Annotated in this window: 23 protein-coding genes, 1 tRNA gene and 1 pseudogene; 16 read left to right on the top strand and 9 right to left on the bottom strand. The window is 62.7% G+C overall.

The genetic code is table 11. The features are described 5' to 3' along the window. Positions 1-31: 31 nt before the first annotated feature. From O3306_RS11695 to O3306_RS11710, 4 genes are all read right to left on the bottom strand, one after another. Positions 32-1,093, bottom strand: coding sequence for a dihydropteroate synthase (locus tag O3306_RS11695; protein WP_272007339.1), 1,062 nt, complete (start codon positions 1,091-1,093; stop codon positions 32-34). Positions 1,094-1,187: 94 nt separating this feature from the next. Further along, a complete protein-coding gene (locus O3306_RS11700) occupies positions 1,188-1,610 on the bottom strand; it encodes a hypothetical protein (protein ID WP_272007341.1) in 423 nt (140 codons plus the stop codon). A 69-nt stretch (positions 1,611-1,679) separates the two neighbouring features. After that, on the bottom strand, positions 1,680-2,621 hold the full coding sequence (locus tag O3306_RS11705; RefSeq protein WP_272007344.1) for a methylenetetrahydrofolate reductase: 942 nt from the start codon (positions 2,619-2,621) through the stop codon (positions 1,680-1,682). A gap of 26 nt (positions 2,622-2,647) precedes the next feature. Then, a complete protein-coding gene (locus O3306_RS11710; RefSeq protein WP_272007346.1) occupies positions 2,648-2,974 on the bottom strand; it encodes a virulence factor in 327 nt (108 codons plus the stop codon). 235 nt (positions 2,975-3,209) lie between these two features. Here O3306_RS11710 and O3306_RS11715 point away from each other — a divergent pair, with 235 nt between their 5' ends. Together O3306_RS11715 and O3306_RS11720 are read left to right on the top strand one after the other, a co-directional pair. Next, the gene (locus tag O3306_RS11715; protein ID WP_272007349.1) at positions 3,210-4,325 is read left to right on the top strand and encodes a Ppx/GppA phosphatase family protein; all 1,116 of its coding nucleotides are present in this window, start codon (positions 3,210-3,212) and stop codon (positions 4,323-4,325) included. Then, a complete protein-coding gene (locus O3306_RS11720) occupies positions 4,322-5,038 on the top strand; it encodes an RlmE family RNA methyltransferase (RefSeq protein WP_272007352.1) in 717 nt (238 codons plus the stop codon). The genes O3306_RS11715 and O3306_RS11720 overlap by 4 nt, the downstream gene beginning before the upstream one ends. An 11-nt stretch (positions 5,039-5,049) precedes the next feature. Here the strand turns inward: O3306_RS11720 and O3306_RS11725 are convergent, their stop codons facing one another. The 3 genes from O3306_RS11725 to O3306_RS11735 all read right to left on the bottom strand — a co-directional run bounded on the left by O3306_RS11725 (position 5,050) and on the right by O3306_RS11735 (position 6,211). After that, positions 5,050-5,220 carry a hypothetical protein gene (locus O3306_RS11725; protein ID WP_272007355.1) on the bottom strand — a complete coding sequence of 57 codons (171 nt, stop codon included), beginning with the start codon at positions 5,218-5,220 and terminating at the stop codon, positions 5,050-5,052. Positions 5,221-5,410: 190 nt separating this feature from the next. After that, entirely contained in the window at positions 5,411-5,974 is a 564-nt protein-coding gene (locus O3306_RS11730) for a hypothetical protein (protein ID WP_272007358.1), read from the bottom strand. Between the two features lie 147 nt (positions 5,975-6,121). After that, positions 6,122-6,211, bottom strand: a tRNA-Ser gene (locus O3306_RS11735). A 137-nt stretch (positions 6,212-6,348) separates the two neighbouring features. On the opposite strand from O3306_RS11735, the gene O3306_RS11740 reads away from it, so the two are divergent. The 9 genes and pseudogenes from O3306_RS11740 to O3306_RS11780 all read left to right on the top strand — a co-directional run bounded on the left by O3306_RS11740 (position 6,349) and on the right by O3306_RS11780 (position 13,853). Then, positions 6,349-7,194 carry a DUF2059 domain-containing protein gene (locus O3306_RS11740; RefSeq protein WP_272007361.1) on the top strand — a complete coding sequence of 282 codons (846 nt, stop codon included), beginning with the start codon at positions 6,349-6,351 and terminating at the stop codon, positions 7,192-7,194. Beyond that, complete coding sequence (locus tag O3306_RS11745) at positions 7,191-8,018, top strand: DUF2059 domain-containing protein (RefSeq protein ID WP_272007364.1); 828 nt, start codon at positions 7,191-7,193, stop codon at positions 8,016-8,018. The genes O3306_RS11740 and O3306_RS11745 overlap by 4 nt, the downstream gene beginning before the upstream one ends. A gap of 216 nt (positions 8,019-8,234) precedes the next feature. Next, entirely contained in the window at positions 8,235-8,888 is a 654-nt protein-coding gene (locus O3306_RS11750) for a 50S ribosomal protein L21 (protein ID WP_272007366.1), read from the top strand. 11 nt (positions 8,889-8,899) lie between these two features. Continuing rightward, positions 8,900-9,169, top strand: coding sequence for a 50S ribosomal protein L27 (gene rpmA, locus O3306_RS11755; RefSeq protein ID WP_272007369.1), 270 nt, complete (start codon positions 8,900-8,902; stop codon positions 9,167-9,169). 237 nt (positions 9,170-9,406) lie between these two features. After that, positions 9,407-9,699 (top strand): annotated as a pseudogene (locus tag O3306_RS11760) (LysE family translocator); the annotation flags it as partial. After that, positions 9,696-10,235: a GNAT family N-acetyltransferase gene (locus O3306_RS11765; RefSeq protein WP_272007371.1), complete on the top strand. Its 540-nt coding sequence runs from the start codon at positions 9,696-9,698 to the stop codon at positions 10,233-10,235. The pseudogene O3306_RS11760 and the gene O3306_RS11765, both read left to right, overlap by 4 nt. A gap of 160 nt (positions 10,236-10,395) precedes the next feature. Continuing rightward, a complete protein-coding gene (gene obgE, locus O3306_RS11770) occupies positions 10,396-11,442 on the top strand; it encodes a GTPase ObgE (RefSeq protein ID WP_272007373.1) in 1,047 nt (348 codons plus the stop codon). Further along, entirely contained in the window at positions 11,430-12,536 is a 1,107-nt protein-coding gene (proB, locus tag O3306_RS11775) for a glutamate 5-kinase (RefSeq protein ID WP_272007374.1), read from the top strand. The genes obgE and proB overlap by 13 nt, the downstream gene beginning before the upstream one ends. 51 nt (positions 12,537-12,587) lie before the next feature. Next, on the top strand, positions 12,588-13,853 hold the full coding sequence (locus O3306_RS11780; RefSeq protein ID WP_272007376.1) for a glutamate-5-semialdehyde dehydrogenase: 1,266 nt from the start codon (positions 12,588-12,590) through the stop codon (positions 13,851-13,853). A gap of 12 nt (positions 13,854-13,865) precedes the next feature. Here O3306_RS11780 and O3306_RS11785 read toward each other — a convergent pair whose 3' ends face one another. Continuing rightward, a complete protein-coding gene (locus O3306_RS11785; RefSeq protein ID WP_272007378.1) occupies positions 13,866-14,477 on the bottom strand; it encodes a histidine phosphotransferase family protein in 612 nt (203 codons plus the stop codon). A gap of 27 nt (positions 14,478-14,504) precedes the next feature. On the opposite strand from O3306_RS11785, the gene O3306_RS11790 reads away from it, so the two are divergent. From O3306_RS11790 to O3306_RS11800, 3 genes are all read left to right on the top strand, one after another. Beyond that, positions 14,505-14,687: a DUF3553 domain-containing protein gene (locus O3306_RS11790; protein ID WP_272007379.1), complete on the top strand. Its 183-nt coding sequence runs from the start codon at positions 14,505-14,507 to the stop codon at positions 14,685-14,687. A gap of 113 nt (positions 14,688-14,800) precedes the next feature. Beyond that, positions 14,801-15,583 (top strand): GNAT family N-acetyltransferase, encoded by a 783-nt coding sequence (locus O3306_RS11795; RefSeq protein WP_272007383.1) that lies wholly within the window; start codon positions 14,801-14,803, stop codon positions 15,581-15,583. Continuing rightward, complete coding sequence (locus O3306_RS11800) at positions 15,580-16,413, top strand: lysophospholipid acyltransferase family protein (RefSeq protein WP_272007385.1); 834 nt, start codon at positions 15,580-15,582, stop codon at positions 16,411-16,413. The genes O3306_RS11795 and O3306_RS11800 overlap by 4 nt, the downstream gene beginning before the upstream one ends. An 8-nt stretch (positions 16,414-16,421) precedes the next feature. Here O3306_RS11800 and O3306_RS11805 read toward each other — a convergent pair whose 3' ends face one another. Next, positions 16,422-17,042, bottom strand: coding sequence for a thiamine phosphate synthase (locus O3306_RS11805; protein WP_272007498.1), 621 nt, complete (start codon positions 17,040-17,042; stop codon positions 16,422-16,424). A 191-nt stretch (positions 17,043-17,233) separates the two neighbouring features. Here O3306_RS11805 and O3306_RS11810 point away from each other — a divergent pair, with 191 nt between their 5' ends. Both O3306_RS11810 and ctaA read left to right on the top strand, forming a co-directional pair. Continuing rightward, a complete protein-coding gene (locus O3306_RS11810) occupies positions 17,234-17,980 on the top strand; it encodes an RNA methyltransferase (protein WP_272007387.1) in 747 nt (248 codons plus the stop codon). Positions 17,981-18,057: 77 nt separating this feature from the next. After that, positions 18,058-19,203, top strand: a complete 1,146-nt coding sequence (gene ctaA / locus O3306_RS11815; protein WP_272007389.1) for a heme A synthase — start codon at positions 18,058-18,060, stop codon at positions 19,201-19,203. Positions 19,204-19,207: the final 4 nt, after the last annotated feature.

Below are 19,207 nucleotides of genomic sequence, written 5' to 3' on the forward strand. Positions count from 1 at the left end.
GCGGGGTTTGTCGGTCTCTCTTCAGGTCAGCTTAGCTGCGACGGCGGCGCCCGCCAACGCGGCCAGCCCGGCCACGGCCTTCATGCCCGGCCTTGGGCGCGACCTTGTTGAACTCGATCCATTTGCCACCATGCGGATCGTTGTTGGTCAGAAAGTTGGCGGCGTAGATCGCTTCCATTTCCTTGCCCGCCCGTGGCTTGGTGCTGCCCAGGCCGAACAGTTGGCAGAAGGTCTCGTCGTCCATATCGTCGGGCAGGATCAGGCCGCTTTCGGCAACCTCGGCCTTTTTGGCGGCGATCTCGGCCTGTTTTACGGGCAGGGCGATCGGATTCATGATGGCGCTGGTCATGCCGGCGCCCATCGCCATGGGCAGAAAGGCGTTGTTGATGCCGTGGCGGTTGGGCAGGCCAAAGCTGATGTTCGAAGCCCCACAAGTGGTGTTCACGCCCAGTTCCTCGCGCAGGCGGCGCACGAGGGCAAAGACCTGAAGCCCGGCGGTGGCCATCGCGCCGATGGGCATGACCAGCGGATCGACCACGATGTCATGGGCGGGAATGCCGAAATCGGCGGCGCGCTGGACGATCTTCTTGGCCACTTCGAAGCGTACGTTGGGGTCTTCGGAGATGCCGGTGTCGTCATTGGAGATGGCAACGACAGGCACGTTGTATTTCTTGACCAGCGGCAGCACGAATTCCAGCCGGTCTTCCTCGCCGGTGACCGAGTTCAGCAGCGGGCGGCCATGTGCGGCTTTCAGCCCGGCTTCCAGCGCCGCCGGAACGGAGCTGTCGATGCATAGCGGCAGGTCGACCAGCCCCTGCACCAGTTCGATGATCTTGGTCATCAGCGGTGGCTCGGTCTCGTTCGGGTTGGGGTTGGAATTGTAGACCACGCCCGCGTTGATATCGAGCACGGTCGCGCCCGCCGCGGCCTGGGCGATGGCGTCGGATTCCACGGTCGAGAAATCGCCCGCTTCCAGTTCCGCGGCAAGTTTCTTGCGGCCCGTCGGGTTGATCCGCTCACCGATCACGCAGAACGGTTCGTCGAACCCGATCACGGCTGTTTTCGTTTTGCTTTCGACGATCGTGCGGGTCATGCAGGTATCCTTTGGCAATGCAGAAGTTGAGAGCAGGCGCGCGCAAGCGCGGCCTGTCAGCGAATTGGGTGGTCAGGTTGCGGCAGGTCGGGTCTTAGCCCAGCCGTTGGCAACGGGTGTCGACGACCGCGCCGGAATCCGGGCTTTGAAACCGGTTGCTGAGGAATTGCGGATCGCCGGTGGGTCGTGCGTAGACGGAGAAGATGGCATGGTTGCCATCCTGCGGATGCATCTGGAAGTGGAAGAGATATTCTGACGAACTCACATCGGGCGGGCTGAGCAGCCAGCGACCGCCGCCGCGCACGTTGTAGATGCCGCTGGTCTGCGCGTAGATGATCGTGCCCTGATGATAGAGCGACTGGTCGGGGTAGATCTGCAGCTCCAGATCGATGGAATAGATCGGAGAGTTGACGACGCAGCGCCAGTACCCTGCCGGGTTGGTGGGCTGGATCTGGGCGGCCAGACCGCTGGGAAGAATGAACGCGATAAGGCATAAAAGAAGCTGTTGGATACGCATGGGCTCCGCTCCTGCATGATGTGGATGCAGTCACCTTAGCGCGCAGGCACGGTTTTCTCCAAAGCACTTTCATGCCTGCGATGCAGCGTCTTTTGCCGGAACAGCGGCTGAACCGCCATGCTCGATTGCCCATGTGGCGTTCGCCTTGATCCCGCCGAGCGGGAAGAAGTGCACGTTGGTCACGTTGAAATCGGGGTGCGCGGCCTTGTGCGCGGCCAGTTCCGTCAGCACGTCGGTCGGCTCGTAGGGCAGCAGCAGCTTGGTCACGTCCATGGCGCGCTTTTGCAGCACTTTCAGCGACGGGCCGACGCCACAGGCGATAGCGAACTTGATCAGCGTCTGCAGTTTCGCGGGGCCGGCGATGCCGATATGGATGGGCAGGGTGATCCCGGCCGCGGCAAGGCTGTCGGCCCATGCGATGATCGGTTTGGCGTCAAAGGCGAACTGGGTGGCCAACGCCATTTCGGCATCGGTGGTTTCGCTGAATTTCTGTTTCCAGCGCAGGGCGTCATCCACGTTTTTCATCGATCCGTCCGGGTCGATGTCGCGGTTGCCCTCGGGGTGGCCTGCGACGTGCAGACGCTTGAAGCCGGCCTTGTCGAATTCGCCGCTCTCCAGCAACTGCATCGAGCTGTGGAAATCGCCATGGGGCTTGTCGACGCCGCCTGCCAGCAGAAGCGCCTGTTTCACGTCTGCTTCGCCCTGGTAGCGGGCGATCCAGTCGGCCAGTGTCGCGCGATCGCGGATGATGCGGGCGGGAAAATGCGGCATTACCGGGTAGCCTTCGGCATTCAGGCGCTTGGCGGTTGCCACCATTTCCTCGATCGGAGTGCCTTCGATATGGGCGATGTAGACGCGCGTGCCTTCGGGCAGCAGATCGCGAAAACTCTCGATCTTCTCGGCGGTGCGCGGCATCACCTCGATCGAATAGCCCTGCAGCAGCGCCTCGACCTTGCCATTGACCGGCGGCGTGCCGGATTTCTCGCGTTTTCTGAAGTTCAAAAGCGCCATTGCGGCCTCCCAAATACCCGAAGGTGTCATGCAGTTTGATCGTCGGAGCGGTGATCCGGTTCCCAGCCGTTATTGGCGATCAGGGCCTTGATCCGGTCCTTGTCGTATTCGGCATCAATCCGCGCGGCTTCGGCATCGGCCACCGCGTCCGGGTCGCCTTCGACGGGGTAGGGGGCGGCCTTGCGCCATTCGGCAAGGTAGTCATCCGTCCCACCCGCGCCTGTTTTCATTGCGGCACGGTCGATGGCCTGCTCGAACCGCTCGGGCAATTGCCGCTTTGAGCCACGGCGCCCCTTGCCGACGATGATCTGCGCGGGAATGTCGCGCCAGTAGACTATGATGACATCAGGCATTTCGTGATTCCCCGGTTGGTCGCTTCTCTCTAATGCATGCCGTTGGCCGCATACGGCCTGATTTCGACATGACGGACGCATGGAGCGACGTTGCCTTTTCTAAGTGCTGTGGCGGTGTTTGACCACAGCCGCCCATTCCCGAAATTCTCATCATCAAGATGAGCCACGGCAATGCTTGCGCAACCATCGCGAAAGTCATACCTTGAGAGCAACTCGAAATGGAGGGCGTATCGTTATGACGCCCAGGCGTCCCGAAGGTGCGGGCGCGTTCCCGGAACCGGTAGAGAGCCCCGCGCCGAAACCGCCCAGTCGTGGCCCGTTATACGCGGCCCTCGACCTGGGGACCAATAGTTGCAGGATGCTGATTGCCGAACCTCGCGGCAATCAGTTTCGAGTCGTGGACAGCTTTTCGAAATCGGTGCAGCTGGGGGCGGGGCTGGAAATGTCCGGGCGCCTGTCGCGCGCCTCGATCGGACGCACGATTCAGGCGCTCAGGGTTTGCCAGCAGAAGCTGAAACGCCACAAGGTCGAACGGATGCGCCTGGTCGCCACCGAGGCATGCAGGCGGGCCGATAACGGTGATGCCTTCATGGAGCGGGTGCGGCGCGAAACCGGCCTCAAGCTTGATGTCATCTCGCCGTTGGAAGAGGCGCAGCTGGCGGTGGTGTCCTGTGCGCCGCTGGTCAACCGCAACACCGATCAATTGCTGGTGGTGGATATCGGCGGCGGCTCGACCGAGCTGGTCTGGATCGACCTGCGCGGCGTGCCGCACAGTGACCGCCCGCGCGCGATCATGCGGCTGCATGGCGGGTTTCACACGGTCGAGGATCAGGTGCCGCGCGCTCGTGTCGTGGACTGGATCAGCGTACCGCTGGGCGTGGCGACACTGCGCGATCAGTTTCAGGACGTGGAAGACGACGCGGCACGCTTTGCCCTGATGAGCTGGTTTTTCGAAGAGAACCTGGCAGAGTTTGCCCCCTACAAGCGTGAGCAGACACGCGAAGGATTTCAGATCGTGGGCACCTCGGGAACGGTCACGACCGTGGCGGCCAGCCATCTGGGCCTGCGCCGCTATGATCGCAACCGGGTCGACGGGCTGCAAATGAACTCTGACGAGATCGACGCGGTGATCCGGTCGTACCTGGCGCTGGGGCCGATCGGGCGGCGGCGCGACCCGCGCATCGGTCTGGACCGGCAGGCGCTGATCATGTCCGGTGCCGCGATCCTGCAGGCGCTCTTGCGCTGCTGGCCCACCGATCGGCTGTCAGTGGCGGATCGCGGCCTGCGCGAGGGCATGCTATATGCGCTGATGTCGGCGGATGGTGTTTTGACGGATGGGAATGCGAGATGAACAAGGGGCCGGACGGCAAGAACACATCGGGGCGGGGTCAGCGCGATCTGACGGTCAAGGTCAAGACCGCGCGCGGGCGTCGGGCGTCTTCGACCCGTTGGCTGCAACGGCAGTTGAATGACCCCTATGTGAAACGTGCCCAGAACGAGGGATACCGAGGCCGCGCGGCCTTCAAGATCATGGAGCTTGACGACAAGTACCGCTTTCTCGTGCCAGGCGCGCGGGTGGTCGATCTGGGCGCCGCTCCGGGGGGCTGGGTCCAGGTGGCAGTGCCGCGGATCAATGCGCTGGGAGAGAAGAGCGGCAAGGCCGTGGGCCGGATCATTGGTGTCGACCTGCAAGAGATGGAGCCGGTCCCGGGGGCCGAGTTGCATGTGCTCGATTTCATGGGCGAGGGGGCCGAGGAACAGATCAAGGTCTGGCTGGACGGCAAGGCCGACGTGGTCATGTCCGACATGGCCGCATCCAGTTCCGGCCACAAGCAGACCGACCACCTGCGCATCATCTCGCTGTGCGAGGCGGCGGCATACCTCGCGTTCGACGTGCTGGTAGAAGGCGGCACCTTCGTCTCCAAGGTTCTGGCGGGCGGGGCCGAGGGCGAGTTGCAGAAACTGCTGAAACAGCGCTTTACCAAGGTGGCCAACGTGAAGCCGCCCGCGTCGCGGTCCGACAGTTCAGAGAAATTCGTGGTTGCCACAGGGTTTCGCGGCTGAGGTCGGGTGGCTCAGCGCAAGGAGCGCTGGGCGTGGTCCAGAAACATCGAGCAGCTGCGGGCGTCAAGCTCTGCCGTGCCCTTGCAGTGGGCGCCGACCTGCGTTGCGAAATCGCACTGGCGGATCAGTTCGAACAGGCGCGCATGGCGCGGTGGTGCGGGCGAAAAGGGGCGTGCGAACATGGCGGCCTCGCGGGATGATGACGCGTATCAAGGCCATACCATGCCCTGGAAATGCGACATTTCCAGAGCGTTCCGGGTGCGGAATAGGGGCAATTTCGCTCCATGCGGCTGTTTCAGCGAGCGTTGGCCTCGACGCCGACCGCTTGATTGTGGGCATCCCTGAAGTCTGTTTTATACGATCTTCCTTGGGTCACTTGGAAGCTAACTGCTCCGATTGCTGCGAAGCACCGGAGTCGTTTGAAACTTCTTCGCCATCAAGACGATTTAGCATATTGACGATAAACGTTGTAAAGGCTTCGCCCCATTTTGTTGCCCGTTCCATTTCTTCGACCGGAACTGCGTCAACGGCCAAGCCTTCTTGACCCGTTCGCTCAAATATTGCGAACACGACATAGTTGTCGTCGGCCAAAAGATACCCTGCGCAATGCCCGTGGGCTATTTTGTTCCTCGGCTTAGAATGGCGTTCATAAAGCCTTTTGTGCTTCTTTAAGAACTTGATGGCTTTTTCAGCAGAATCCAGCTGTTTGATCAGGCGGATCATTTCGGCGAGTTTGCCCGAACCGCTCTGCTTGCCGATGTTGTCGGCGGCTTCGTGGTATGGTACCCGCATGAGATGCGCCAGAAGCATCGCTAAAGCGCCGTCAAGCGTTCCCCATGCAAGAACAAGGTCTAGCATCGCTTCGCGGTGGAACGGCTTTAGCGCTGGAGTGTAGTTTCCGGCTTCCAGTTCATGGTTGAGCGTTCTTTCGTCCATGCTTGGCCCTTTCGACCTTCACGAATTCGTGAATAGTTCGTGCGGCTTGTCATTTTTTTCAGCCAATCCCGTGACATGTAATGCAACAAGCAAAGCGACAATCGTCCTTCAAATATTACATCAAAAAAAATGATTTAAAGGGGATTGTGGCGGAGAGACAGGGATTCGAACCCTGGGACCCCGTGAAGGGTCAACGGTTTTCGAGACCGCCCCGTTCGACCACTCCGGCACCTCTCCGCGGGGGTCTGGAGGCCAGCGTTTAATTGCCTTTTGCGGGCGAGACAAGGGGTTTTGCGTTGTTTGCCACGAGAAATCCAATACTCTGGCCCTGGCGCGTCCGAGCGGGGTTGCTGGCGGCGCGATGGGGGAGGAATATGGTGCTGAGATCACTGCGGAAAATTGTCGGCCCGGCGAGGCTTGTCGGGGTCTTGCTGATCGCGCTGGCCGGGGCTGCGATCGCTGTTGAGGGGGCTGATCGCCCCCGGCTGGAAGCCTTCCTGAAAGTGACAGGATTCGACGTGGCGCTGGAAAGCATTGCCATGTCGGCCAAGGACGCGCCGGAGATGCTGGGCATGTCGGCCAGCGACTTTGGCGCCGACTGGTCGCGCACTGCCGAGACCGTCTTTGCCAAAGAGGTATTGCACGAAATTGCGCTGGATATTCTGGACCAGACGCTGAGCGACGATTTGCTGACGGCGGCGGCTGAATTCTACGCGTCGCCCCTTGGCGTGCGGCTGGTGGCCGAGGAAAACGCGTCTCATATGATCGAAGACACAGAGATGAAGCAGGCCGAGGGGGCTGCATTGCTCGAACAGGCGGAGCCCGGGCGGGTGGCGCAACTGATCCGTCTGACAGAGGCGGTGGACAGTGGCGATGTGGCGATTTCGTCAATCCGCGAGGTGCAGGTGCGGTTCCTGATGGCGGCCTCGGCGGCAGGGGTCATCGACCGCGAGATCGACGAGGCGGCACTTCGGCAGATCCTTGGCGCGGGCGATGCCGAGCTGCGCGAATCGCTGAAAATCTCGGCGCTGAACGGCGCGGCGCATACCTATCGTTCGTTCAGCGAGGACGAACTTGCCGCCTATGCCGATGCGCTGGAAGCGCCAAAGATGCAGCAGGTCTATCAGCTTATGAATGCCATTCAGTTCGAGATCATGGCCGAACGGTTCGAGGTGCTGGCGCTGCGCATGGCCGATCTGGGGCCGGGGCAGGCGCTATGATCGCGCGGCTGGCGGTCTTGTGTGCTGCCCTCTGGGCGTTTTGCATGCCACTCGGGGCGCAAGAGGCGCGCGAGACACAGTTACGCGAACTCTTCGAGGTGCTTGATGTGAAGGGCACTGTGGCCGTGATGCAGGCCGAGGGGGCCATCTACGGTGCCGAGATTGCCGAAGAGATGCTGCCCGACGCGGACCAGAAGGGCTGGGAACGCACGGTTGCGCGCATCTATAGCCCCGACCGGATGCAGCGACTGGTCGAGGCGGAGCTGGGCAAGGCGCTGGAGGGTACCGATCTGGACCCGTTGCTGACCTTCTTCGGCTCGGACCTGGGGGCGAATGTGATCGCGCTGGAGCTGGCCGCGCGCCGTGCCTTGATGGACCCCGAGATCGAGGAGGCCGCGATGGTCAGGTCGGCGCGCCTGCGGGCGAGCGAGGATCCGGTCGTGGGGCCGATCGAGATGATCATCACCGAGGGCGATCTGATCGAGCTGAACGTCGCCGGGGCGCTCAATTCCAACATGATGTTCCTGCGCGGCCTGGTGGATGGCGGCGCGTTTGAAATGACCGAAGACGACATCCTGCGCGATGTGTGGGCGCAGGAGGAGGAGAGCCGCGCCGAGACCGAGGATTGGCTGCATGCCTTCTTGCTGCTGGCCTATGATCCGCTCAGCTTCGATGATCTGGCGGCCTATGCGGCGCTTTACCGAAGCCCCGAGGGGCAGGCGCTGAACATGGCGCTCTTTACCTCGTATAACCGGATGTATGACGAATTGTCCTATCTGCTGGGGCAGGCCGTGGCGGCGCATATGAACAGCGAGCCGCTCTGAGAGGCCTTGCGGGTATTGCAGATGACGGATTTCGGCGGCCAAAACCGCTTGACTCGGGGGTGTGATCGCCCGATAAGCCCGCATCTCGGCGGGGGTGGTCCCCGATCCGTGTTTGATATCTATACGCCGAACAAGGCGCGCCGTCCCAGGTGACCTATCAGGTCGCGAACACCCGCAAGGGGGCCGAAGGACGCGGAGAATGCGAAGGAAAACAAGATGTTTGCGGTTCTGAAAACCGGCGGCAAGCAGTACAAGGTCCAGTCGGGCGATTTGCTGCGTGTCGAGAAGCTGGCGGCTGATGCCGGCGAAAAGGTGCAATTCAACGAGATTCTGATGCTGGGTGGCGATGCCCCCGTGATCGGTGCTCCCCTGGTCGACGGCGCTGCCGTTCAGGCCGAGGTGATTGACCAGGTCAAGGGTGACAAGGTCATCCACTTCGTCAAGCGCCGCCGTAAGCATGGCAGCCAGCGTACAAAGGGCCACCGCCAGCAACTGACGCTGGTGCGTGTGTTGGAAATTCTCGAAAAAGGCGCGGACAAGTCCGGCGTCAAAGCGGCGATCGGCGCAGGCTCTGCTCCCGCAGCGGCTGCGGCACCTGCCAAGAAGGCAGCCCCCGCCAAGAAAGCAGACAAGGCCGAAGCGCCCAAGAAAGCTGCAAAAGCTGACGCTGCTGGCGATGATCTGAAACAGCTGTCGGGCGTTGGCCCCGCGCTGGAGAAGAAGCTGCACGAAAACGGCGTGACCTCCTTTGCCCAGATCGCGGCATGGACGGATGCGGACGTTGCTGATATGGACGAGAAACTGTCGTTCAAAGGCCGGATCGAGCGTGAAGGCTGGATCGAACAGGCCAAAGAATTGATCAAAGGCTAAGGAGAGACCAAATGGCACATAAAAAAGCAGGCGGTTCATCCCGCAACGGTCGCGACTCTGCAGGCCGTCGCCTTGGCGTCAAGAAATACGGCGGCGAAGCCGTAATTCCCGGCAATATCATCATGCGTCAGCGCGGCACCAAGATGTGGCCGGGCGAGGGCGTGGGCATGGGCCGCGACCACACGATCTTTGCCACCGTCGAGGGCAACGTGACCTTCCGCAAGGGTCTGAAGGGTCGTACCTTCATTTCGGTCGCGCCAATCGCAGAGGCCGCTGAATAGCCGGATCTGGACAGGTTCTGAAAAAAACCAGGGGATCGGCACACTGGCCGGTCCCCTTTTTCTTTACCCAAAAGGAACCGGGGTCGGCCCATAGTCAGCGCCGCAGGCGTGTGATCTGACAAGATTGAGTGGACCATTGTAATGTTTGTCACCGGGAATGATCTGCTTGATCCGGGTTCCGCCTTGGGGAGGCGATCAGCGACGGGCGCGCGGTTCGGGATGCGCGCGGCGCCAGATGGGTCTCTGGCCGGGTTGATGATGCACCCGCTGAATCTGATGGCCTGGGCGATGATTTTCTCTGGTTTTCCCAATTTCGTGACACCTGGTACCCCGGCCTTGCAGGCGACGGCGGCGATCGCCATCTGCCTTCTATCGCTCCAGGTCATGTTGCACCCGATCTGGACGCTGGCCGGGGACCGGATCGCGCGGACCGTCGCTGGCAGCACTGCGAAAAAAATCTGATGTGGACCCTCGCAGCGCTCACGGTGCTGTCGGTTCTCTTTGTGCTCTTTGGAGGAGAAAGCGCATGATGCTTGAGAAGGTAAACAATCAACCGGCAATCGAGACCGCCCGGTTTGATCTTCGGCCCGTCCGCCCGTCGGATGCGGGGCTGATCGAGATGTATATTTCGGATCTTCGGGTGGCGCGCAACACCTCGTCGATCCCGCATCCCCTGCCGCCCGGGCTGGTCGAGGCGTATATCGACCGTGTCAGCGCCGCAGACCGGGTGGAGGATGCCTGGGTGATGGACGGCACGCGGATGGGCGGCGGCGAGGTCATGGGAGTGATCAGCCTGACGCGGATCGATGTGGGGCAGTCCGAAATCGGCTATTGGGTCGCACCCGCGTTCTGGAATTCGGGCATCGCGTCCGAATCTGTGGCAGCGCTTGTCGCGGCCAATCCACATAACTGCCGCACGATCTTTGCCACCGTGCACCAGGGCAACGCGGCCTCCGCGCGGGTGCTGACCAATAGCGGGTTCTGCTATCTGGGCGATGCCGAGACCTATTCGGTCGCGCAGGGCGCCAAGGTGCCCACATGGACCTATAGCCGCAAACAGGATTGAGAATTCCGCCGTCCCCGCGTAAGGAACGGTTGCAGACAAGGGGCTTTGCATCTGGTCTGATATTGAGATCCGATGCAAAACGCCCACGGGCACAAAACAGACGTGGGCCTTTTCCGCTCTCCGGAATGCAGGAAAACGCAAAAGGCTCCAAGGACAGAACATGAAGTTTCTCGATTTCGCCAAGGTTTACATCCGCTCGGGCGGCGGCGGCGGCGGTTGCGTCAGCTTCCGGCGCGAGAAATACATCGAATATGGCGGCCCCGACGGCGGTGACGGCGGGGCAGGTGGCTCCGTCTGGGCCGAGGCCGTTGATGGCCTGAACACCCTTATCGATTTCCGCTATCAGCAGCATTTCTTTGCGCGCAGTGGCCAGCCCGGCATGGGGCGTCAGCGCACCGGCAAAGACGCCGAGGACATCGTGCTGCGCGTGCCCGTGGGTACCGAGATACTTGACGAAGATCAGGAGACTGTGATTGCCGATCTGGCCGAACTGGGCCAGCGCGTGCAATTGGCGCGCGGCGGCAATGGCGGCTGGGGCAACCTGCATTTCAAATCCTCGACCAACCAGGCCCCGCGCCGCGCCAACCCCGGACAGGAAGGTGTGGAGCGCACGATCTGGCTGCGGTTGAAGCTGATTGCCGATGTGGGCCTTCTGGGTCTGCCCAATGCGGGCAAATCGACCTTTCTGGCAGCGACCTCGAACGCGCGGCCCAAGATCGCCGATTACCCCTTTACCACGCTGCACCCCAATCTGGGGGTGGTCGGCGTCGATAACGTGGAATTCGTCGTGGCCGACATTCCGGGCCTGATCGGCGGGGCGAGCGAGGGCAAGGGCCTAGGGGATATTTTCCTGGGGCATGTCGAGCGCTGCTCGGTTCTGTTGCATCTGGTCGACGGCACGTCCGAGACGATTGCCGAGGACTACCAGACGATCCTCACCGAGATCGAATCTTATGGCGATATTCTGGGGGTCAAGCCGCGGATCGTGGTGCTGAACAAGGTGGATGCGCTGGACGACGAAACGCGCGCCGAAGCACTGGCTGAGTTGCAAGAAGCCGTCGGCGGCCCGGTCATGACCATGTCAGGTGTTGCGCGCGAGGGGCTCACCGAAGTCCTGCGGGCACTGAAAGAGAATATCGCGGCTGATAAACTGCGGCACCGGACAGAAGAGACAATCGACGAAGAGCCTGAGCAGTGGCAACCGTAGCCGACGCGAAACGCTTGGTGATCAAGATCGGCTCGGCCCTTCTGGTGGACCGGGTCACCGGTGATCTGCGCGCCGATTGGCTGGAGGCGCTGGCCGATGACGTGGCGCGGCTGAAGGCGCGTGGCGCGGACGTGATTTTGGTATCTTCGGGATCCATAGCGCTTGGGCGTGCGGCGCTGGGGCTGCCCGCGACCGAGCTTATGCTGGAGCAATCGCAGGCCGCGGCCGCCGTGGGGCAGATCAAGCTGGCGGGTGCCTATGATGCGGCGCTGGCGCGGCGCGGGCTGCGCGCGGCGCAGGTTCTGGTGACGCTGGAGGACAGCACCGACCGGCGGCGCTATCTCAATTCACGCGCGACGCTTGAGGCATTGCTGCGCTTTGGCGCGGTGCCCATCGTGAACGAGAACGACACCGTGGCCACCGACGAAATCCGCTATGGCGATAATGACCGGATGGCCGCACAGGTCGCCGTGACCGCCGGCGCCGATCAGCTGATCCTGCTGTCGGATGTGGATGGGTTCTATACCGCCAATCCGGCACAGGATCCTGCCGCCACCCGGTTTGACGTGATTGACCAGATCACACCCGAGATCGAGGCGATGGCGGGCGACGCGGCTTCGGGGCTGAGCAAGGGCGGGATGAAGACCAAGCTGATGGCCGCGCGGACCGCGACGGCGGCGGGCTGTGACATGGCGATCACCGAAGGCTTTGTTCTGCATCCGATCACCGCGCTGGAAAACGGTGCGGCGGCGACGTGGTTCCGCGCCCAGGGCACGCCGCAGCAGAAGCGCAAGGCCTGGATCGCGGGAATGAAGGCCAAGGGGCAGGTCACTGTCGATGCGGGTGCCGTGCGCGCGATGGAGCGGGGCAGCAGCCTGCTGCCTGCGGGGGTCACGGCGGTGGCGGGCCGCTTTGGTCGCGGCGATCCGGTGGAAATCGTCGGCCCGGACGGGCGGGTGCTGGGCCTCGGGCTGACCCGTTACACGGCGGCGGATGCGGCCTTGATCAAGGGGCTGCGCTCGGGCGCGATCGAGCCGGTTCTGGGCTACCCGGCGCGTGCCGCGCTCATCCATCGTGACGATATGGCGTTTTGACGCCGCGCTGCTAAACTCTACCACCGGATCATTGTTCAGGGACGTGCCGCGATGAAAGACCACACCGATATTCCCGCGCTGATGGCGCAGATTGGCGCCTGTGCCCGTGCCGCCGCTTCTGAACTGGCGGTTGTCAGCGGTGAGCAGAAGGCCGCGGCGCTGACCGCTGCTGCCGATGCGATCATCGAGCGCAAGGACGCAATCATCGCCGCCAATGCCAAGGATCTCGACTATGGCCGCGAAAAGGGCCTGTCGCCAGCGATGCTGGACCGCCTGATGCTGGACGGTCCGCGCATTGACGGCATCGCTGCCGGGTTGCGGGCGGTGGCGGCGCAGCCCGATCCCGTAGGCGAGGTGCTGGCCGAATGGGACCAGCCCAGCGGATTGAACATCCGCCGGGTGCGCACGCCGCTGGGCGTGATCGGCGTGATCTACGAAAGCCGCCCGAACGTGACGGCGGACGCGGGCGCGCTCTGCCTGAAGGCGGGCAACGCGGTCATCCTGCGCGGTGGATCGGAAAGCTTTCATTCTTCGCAAGCGATACATGCCTGCTTGCAGGCGGGGCTGCGCAGCGCGGGCCTGCCCGAAGAGGCCATTCAACTGGTGCCGACCCGCGACCGCGCGGCGGTGCAGGAAATGCTGACCATGACCGGCCAGATTGATGTGATCGTGCCGCGTGGGGGCAAGGGGTTGGTGGGGCTGGTGCAGCGCGAGGCGCGTGTGCCGGTCTTTGCCCATCTCGAAGGGATCGTGCATGTCTATGTCGATGCCGCCGCCGACCCGGACAAGGCGATGCGCGTGGTGATGAACGCCAAGACGCGGCGCCCCGGCATCTGCGGTGCCGCCGAATGCCTGCTGATCCACCGCGATATCGCCGACGGGTTGGGCGCGGACCTGATCCGCGCGCTGCTTGAGGCGGGGGTCGAAGTGCGCGCCGACGAAACGCTGGCCCAGATTGAGGGCACGGTGCCTGCCAGCGAAGAGGATTGGGGGCATGAATTCCTTGATATGATCATTGCGGCGCGGGTGGTGAATGACGTCACCGCGGCGATCGGCCATATCGAGAGGCATGGCTCGCAGCATACCGATTGTATCGTGACCGAGGATGACGCGGCGGCGCAGGCGTTCTTTTCCCATCTCGACAGCGCCATCCTGATGCGCAACGCCTCGACCCAGTTCGCCGACGGAGGCGAGTTCGGCATGGGGGCCGAGATCGGCATCGCCACCGGGAAGCTGCATGCGCGCGGGCCTGTCGGCGCGGCGCAGTTGACCAGTTTCAAGTATCTGGTCGTGGGGGACGGCGCGGTGCGTGGCTGACGTTACGCGCGCCTAGAATTGCAGCCTGACCGAATGCGCTGATCGCTCGACCGCGAGGTTGCGTCGCAGCTTTGACAGCACCTCTGGCAACAGGGCGAACTGAACCCGTGCTGCCGACAGATCGCCCGGCGCGCGGTGCTGCGTCAGAATGTGCCAATGATCGTCTTCAGCGTTCAGCCGTTCGCCGCGGGCTGTCAGGGTGATTTCTTCGGGCGCGCCGCCGATGGTGATCTGCCCGCCATGGGGCAGGGCGACCTCAAGGCACATCAGGGCCAGGAATGCCGCCTGCGCAAGGGGCCGGCCGAGCGCGCCCTGTATCTGCCAATCCACCGCGATGTTGCCGGTGAATACATCGCCGAGGATTGCAGTGATATCGGCTTGGTTCATCATCTGGCCATCGCTGGACAGGCCAAACGCAACCCGGAAGAAACGCAGGCGCGCATTGGCGTGATCCGCGCTGGATTGCAGCAGGTGCATTTCCGGCCCGTTCGGGGCGCCGGTCAGGGTCAGCAATTCGAGCCCGTTCGAGATGGCACCTACGGGGTTGATCAGATCGTGACAGATCCGCGACCCTACCAGAGCCGCCAGATTGCGGTTAAGCTGCGGATTACCTTGTGCGTCCATCACGCGCCCTCTTGCAGGATTTGACCGATGCCAGACATGTCTGCCTTTCTCGAACCCGGGATGCGGGTAGAACATCCGGGCCAGCCCGACTGGGGCATCGGCCAGATCCAAAGCTGTATCGCGGGCAAGGTCACTGTTAATTTCCCCAACGCTGGCAAGGTGGTCATCGACGCGACGCGGGTCGAGCTGCGGCCCGTCCTTGATCCATGAACTTGGTTACCAAAAGCTTAACACAACCTTTACGGGCGTAAAGTGCTGCCGACTTGCTCTGTTGCCAACCTGCCGGTGCGACCCTAAAAGCGGGCAAAGGACGGCAGAGGCAGATGCAAGCAGACGGACCACCGCATTTCGAGGTCAAACTGGCCGAAACCGATGCCGAGCGCCGTGCGGCACAACGGCTGCGTTATCGCGTGTTCATTCAGGAACTGGGCGGCACCGGGCCGATGGTCGATCACGAGGCGGGGCTGGAGCAGGACCGCTTTGACGCCTATTTCGATCACCTGATCCTGACCGATGCGACGCTGGACTGCCCGCCAGAAGACCGGGTCATCGGTGTTTACCGCCTGCTGCGGGATGATCAGGCGCGGATCGCCGGGCAGTTCTATTCCGAGGACGAGTACGATCTGACGCCGCTGCGCAATTCCGGGCGGCGGCTGTTGGAGCTGGGGCGCTCCTGCGTCGATCCCCGCTATCGCGGTGGCGAAGCGATGTATCATCTGTGGCAGGGGCTGGCAAAATATGTCGCCGATCACGGGATCGAAGTGCTCTTTGGTGTTGCCAGCTTTCATGGCACGGATATCGAGGCGCTGGCGCAGCCCTTGTCGCTGTTGCATCACCGGCATCTGGCGCCCGAGGCCCTGCGCGCCCGTGCGCAGCCAGCGCATTTTCAGTGCATGAACCTGGTGCCGCTGGACGAGATTGACCGGCTGGCGGCGATGCTGCAGGTGCCGGCATTGATCAAGGCCTATTTGCGGCTGGGCGGCTATGTCGGGGAAGGGGCGTTTGTGGATCAGGCATTCAACACCACCGATGTCTGCCTGATCATGGATACCGCCAACCTGAATCAGAAGCGCAAAGGTATCTATAGCCGGGGGCTTGGGGCGTGAGTTTCACATGGGCGCCCGATGATGAGCCGCCCCCGGTCCGCATCTCTGCCTTTGGCTGGATTCTGGCCGCGCTGCGTGCCTCTTTGCTGATCGTGTTGCTGCTGTCGGGGCTGGCCCTGCTGCTGATCCTCCGCCTGATCGAGCGACCGCTCTGCGGTCCACGGCGCCCGGTAACGCCTTACATCACTCAGGCGGTGTGCCGGATGACCTTTGTTATTCTGCAGATGCGCTACCGGGCCGAAGGCCAGCCAATGACAGAACGCGGTGCGGTGGTTGCCAACCACGCGTCATGGCTTGATATTTTCACGCTCAATGCGCGCAAGCGTATCTATTTCGTCTCGAAATCCGAAGTCGCCGGGTGGCCGGGGATCGGGATGTTGGCACGCTCTGTCGGGACCGTGTTCATCACCCGCGACCGTAGCCAGGCGCGGGCGCAGACGGCGCTCTTTGAAGAGCGGTTGCTGGCGGGGCACAAGCTTCTGTTTTTTCCCGAGGGCACATCGACGGATGGAATGCGCGTTTTGCCATTCAAATCAACGCTATTTGCAGCGTTTTTGACACCAGCCCTGCGCGATGAACTGCATGTGCAGGCGGTAACGGTGATCTATACCGCGCCGCCCGGACAGGATGCGCGGTTCTATGGCTGGTGGGGAGATATGGATTTTGGCACACATATGCTGAAAGTGCTGTCGACCTGGCGCCAAGGCTCGGTACGGGTGGTTTTCCATCCCCCCGTGCGTGCCGCCGATTTCGCTGACCGCAAGGCCTTGGCGAGATATCTGGAGGTGCAGGTGCGCGGCGCGATGCCGCCCGAGAGGCAGCGGCTGTGATGCGGGCCTCAGCCCATCGCGGCGATCAGTGACCCCAGTGCTGCCACCGGATCGTCGGTGCGCCAGATTTCGTCACCGATACCAAAGAAATCGGTGATTGCCGCGATTTCGGCGATGCGCTCGGCGTCCAGCGCGCCTTCGGCGACCACCGGCAATTCGATCACCTCGCTCCACCAGGCCAGAAGCTCGGTTTCGACCTGTGCGCCGTCGTCAAGCAGGCTCGGGCCGATCGGTCCGAAACTGATGTAGTCGGCGCCGGCCTCACCCGCGCTCAGACCGTCATGGCGCGACTGGCCACACCAGGCACCGACGATGGCATCGGGCCCCAGCGTCTTGCGTGCCTTGCGCACAGAGCGTGCGGCGTCTGTCAGGTGTACACCGTCGAGGCCCAGCCGTTCGACCAGCGCGATATGGTTGCTGATCACCAGCGCCACATCGCGGGCATGGGTGATTTCGCGGCAAGCATCGGCGGCGCGGGCGACATCGTCTTCGTCGCGGGTCGACAAGTCCAGCCGTACGCAGGCGATGGGATGTGCATCCAGTACGGCGGCCAACTGGTTGCCGAAACTGCTCAACTCGATCTCGGGCGGGGTGATGAGATAAATCTGTGGTTGCTCGGTCTCGGACATATCGGGACGCTCCTCGGGGTCTTTGGGGCTGCTATAGCGCGGAATATCCGCCAGCGCCATGCCCCTAGGGCGGCGGGGAGCAGAGGATTTCATGCCTTTGGCGGGAGTATTTGACCCAAGAAGAAGGCCGAAGGGCTTTAATGGTCGCAAGCCATGGCGTATCAGCGCGCAAACGCCGCGAGGAGAGAGTGATGCCGACCGACAGACCGCAACCGGATTTCGTGCTGGTGCGCCCGCAGATGGGCGAAAACATCGGTGCGGCGGCGCGTGCGATGTGGAATTTCGGACTGGACCGGATGCGGATCGTCGCGCCGCGCGATGGTTGGCCGAACCCGGCGGCGGGGGCGATGGCCAGCGGCGCGGGGCGGCTGCTGGACGAGGCGATGCTGGTCGATACATTGCCCGAAGCGGTGAGCGATGCGCATTTCGTCTTTGCCACCACGGCGCGCAGCCGCGACATGACCAAGCCGGTCATGAGCCCCGAGCGCGCCATGCAGCTGACGGCCGAAAAGATCGCGGACGGTCAGCGGGTCGCGGTGCTCTTCGGGCCAGAGCGGGCCGGGCTGGAAAACGCCGATGTGGCGCTTGCGAACGCAATCATATCGGTGCCGGTGAACCCCGAATTTGCCAGCCTCAACCTGGCGCAATGCGTGTTGCTGACCGCCTATGAATGGCGCCGCGCCAGCGAAGAGGTGCAGGCCGAGACGGTCGAGATGTCCGACACCGAATGGGCCAACCAGCGCGATATCGAGGCCCTGGCCGCTCATTACGATGCGCGGATGGACGAGGCCGGTTTTTTCTTTCCCGAGCACAAGGCCGAGAGCATGCGCCAGACGCTGCGCAATTTCTGGTCGCGGATGCCGCTGACGACCGCCGATACGCGGCTGTTGCACGGTATCCTGCGGCAGATGGTCCGCTGGAAGGATCGCGGGGGCTAAGCCCGCTTGAAGAGGTGGCAGGGGCACACTAGTCTGCCGGCGAAAAAGGCCCCGAAACAGGCAAGGAGCGGCCCCCTATGAGCCAGAAACGAAAGCTTTTCGAAGAGGTGGGCGAGACCCCGTCACAACGCGAGGTTACGGGCCCGAAAGGTGGCATGATCGACAGCGGGCGCGGTGGTGCGCGGCGCGCGATCCGGTTGTGGCTGTTCGTGCTTTTTGCGCTGGTGGTTCTGATGATCGCGGTGGGCGGGCTGACACGGCTGACCGATAGCGGCTTGTCGATCACTGAATGGCGGCCAGTGAGCGGCGCGCTGCCGCCGATGTCCCACGCCGACTGGCAATCGGAGTTCGAAAAATACCAGCAGATCCCGCAATTCCAGATCGAGAACAAGGGCATGACCCTGGCGGAGTTCCAGTTCATCTACTGGTGGGAATGGGGTCACCGGCAACTGGGCCGGGTGATCGGACTGGTCTGGGCATTGGGTTTTGCAGGCTTTCTGGTGGCGCGCAAGATCCCCGTCGGCTGGACCTGGCGGCTGTTGTTGCTGGGGGCACTGGGCGGGGCGCAGGGCGCGATCGGCTGGTGGATGGTCAGCTCTGGCCTGACGGGCGATCGCACGGCGGTGGCGTCTTACCGGCTGGCGGTGCATCTGGGGCTGGCCTTCGTGATCCTCGGCTTCATCGCCTGGTACGCGATGCTGCTGGCGCGGCCCGAGCGCGAGTTGATGCAGGCACGGCGCGGTCACGAGGCCAAGCTGTTCAGCCTGTCTACAGGCTGGATGCATTTTGCGTTTCTGCAAATCCTGATCGGCGCGTTGGTGGCCGGGATCGACGCGGGCCGGTCCTATACCGACTGGCCGCTGATGGGGGGCAGTCTGGTCCCGCCGCAGATGCTGGTGATCGAGCCGTGGTGGCGCAATTTCTTCGAGAATCCTGCAACAGTGCAATTCATCCACCGGATGACCGGTTATCTGCTGCTGGTATTTGCGGTGATGGTCTGGCTGCGCGGGCGGCGCAGCGCCAACCGGGCAACGCGGGCGGCCTTCAACGCGGCCTTTATCGCGTTGCTGGCGCAGATCGGCATGGGCATATTCACCATCGTGACCGCCGCGCCTTGGCAGGTTGCTATCGTGCATCAGCTGATGGCCGTGGTGCTGTGGGTGATGATCTTGCGGGCAAGGTTCCACAGCCGTTACCCGCTGCCCCAATCGGTAAGAGGATGAGCGC

It is taken from the genome of Roseovarius sp. ZX-A-9 (assembly GCF_028369135.1).
Lineage (GTDB): Bacteria > Pseudomonadota > Alphaproteobacteria > Rhodobacterales > Rhodobacteraceae > Roseovarius.

What these genes read in the sequence shown, in the direction of transcription:
- O3306_RS11695 (WP_272007339.1), bottom strand. Translation starts at nt 1,093, where the DNA reads ATGACCCGCACGATCGTCGAAAGCAAAACGAAAACAGCCGTGATCGGG.
- O3306_RS11700 (WP_272007341.1), bottom strand. Translation starts at nt 1,610, where the DNA reads ATGCGTATCCAACAGCTTCTTTTATGCCTTATCGCGTTCATTCTTCCC.
- O3306_RS11705 (WP_272007344.1), bottom strand. Translation starts at nt 2,621, where the DNA reads ATGGCGCTTTTGAACTTCAGAAAACGCGAGAAATCCGGCACGCCGCCG.
- O3306_RS11710 (WP_272007346.1), bottom strand. Translation starts at nt 2,974, where the DNA reads ATGCCTGATGTCATCATAGTCTACTGGCGCGACATTCCCGCGCAGATC.
- O3306_RS11715 (WP_272007349.1), top strand. Translation starts at nt 3,210, where the DNA reads ATGACGCCCAGGCGTCCCGAAGGTGCGGGCGCGTTCCCGGAACCGGTA.
- O3306_RS11720 (WP_272007352.1), top strand. Translation starts at nt 4,322, where the DNA reads ATGAACAAGGGGCCGGACGGCAAGAACACATCGGGGCGGGGTCAGCGC.
- O3306_RS11725 (WP_272007355.1), bottom strand. Translation starts at nt 5,220, where the DNA reads ATGTTCGCACGCCCCTTTTCGCCCGCACCACCGCGCCATGCGCGCCTG.
- O3306_RS11730 (WP_272007358.1), bottom strand. Translation starts at nt 5,974, where the DNA reads ATGGACGAAAGAACGCTCAACCATGAACTGGAAGCCGGAAACTACACT.
- O3306_RS11740 (WP_272007361.1), top strand. Translation starts at nt 6,349, where the DNA reads ATGGTGCTGAGATCACTGCGGAAAATTGTCGGCCCGGCGAGGCTTGTC.
- O3306_RS11745 (WP_272007364.1), top strand. Translation starts at nt 7,191, where the DNA reads ATGATCGCGCGGCTGGCGGTCTTGTGTGCTGCCCTCTGGGCGTTTTGC.
- O3306_RS11750 (WP_272007366.1), top strand. Translation starts at nt 8,235, where the DNA reads ATGTTTGCGGTTCTGAAAACCGGCGGCAAGCAGTACAAGGTCCAGTCG.
- rpmA (WP_272007369.1), top strand. Translation starts at nt 8,900, where the DNA reads ATGGCACATAAAAAAGCAGGCGGTTCATCCCGCAACGGTCGCGACTCT.
- O3306_RS11765 (WP_272007371.1), top strand. Translation starts at nt 9,696, where the DNA reads ATGATGCTTGAGAAGGTAAACAATCAACCGGCAATCGAGACCGCCCGG.
- obgE (WP_272007373.1), top strand. Translation starts at nt 10,396, where the DNA reads ATGAAGTTTCTCGATTTCGCCAAGGTTTACATCCGCTCGGGCGGCGGC.
- O3306_RS11780 (WP_272007376.1), top strand. Translation starts at nt 12,588, where the DNA reads ATGAAAGACCACACCGATATTCCCGCGCTGATGGCGCAGATTGGCGCC.
- O3306_RS11785 (WP_272007378.1), bottom strand. Translation starts at nt 14,477, where the DNA reads ATGGACGCACAAGGTAATCCGCAGCTTAACCGCAATCTGGCGGCTCTG.
- O3306_RS11790 (WP_272007379.1), top strand. Translation starts at nt 14,505, where the DNA reads ATGCCAGACATGTCTGCCTTTCTCGAACCCGGGATGCGGGTAGAACAT.
- O3306_RS11795 (WP_272007383.1), top strand. Translation starts at nt 14,801, where the DNA reads ATGCAAGCAGACGGACCACCGCATTTCGAGGTCAAACTGGCCGAAACC.
- O3306_RS11805 (WP_272007498.1), bottom strand. Translation starts at nt 17,042, where the DNA reads ATGTCCGAGACCGAGCAACCACAGATTTATCTCATCACCCCGCCCGAG.
- O3306_RS11810 (WP_272007387.1), top strand. Translation starts at nt 17,234, where the DNA reads ATGCCGACCGACAGACCGCAACCGGATTTCGTGCTGGTGCGCCCGCAG.
- ctaA (WP_272007389.1), top strand. Translation starts at nt 18,058, where the DNA reads ATGAGCCAGAAACGAAAGCTTTTCGAAGAGGTGGGCGAGACCCCGTCA.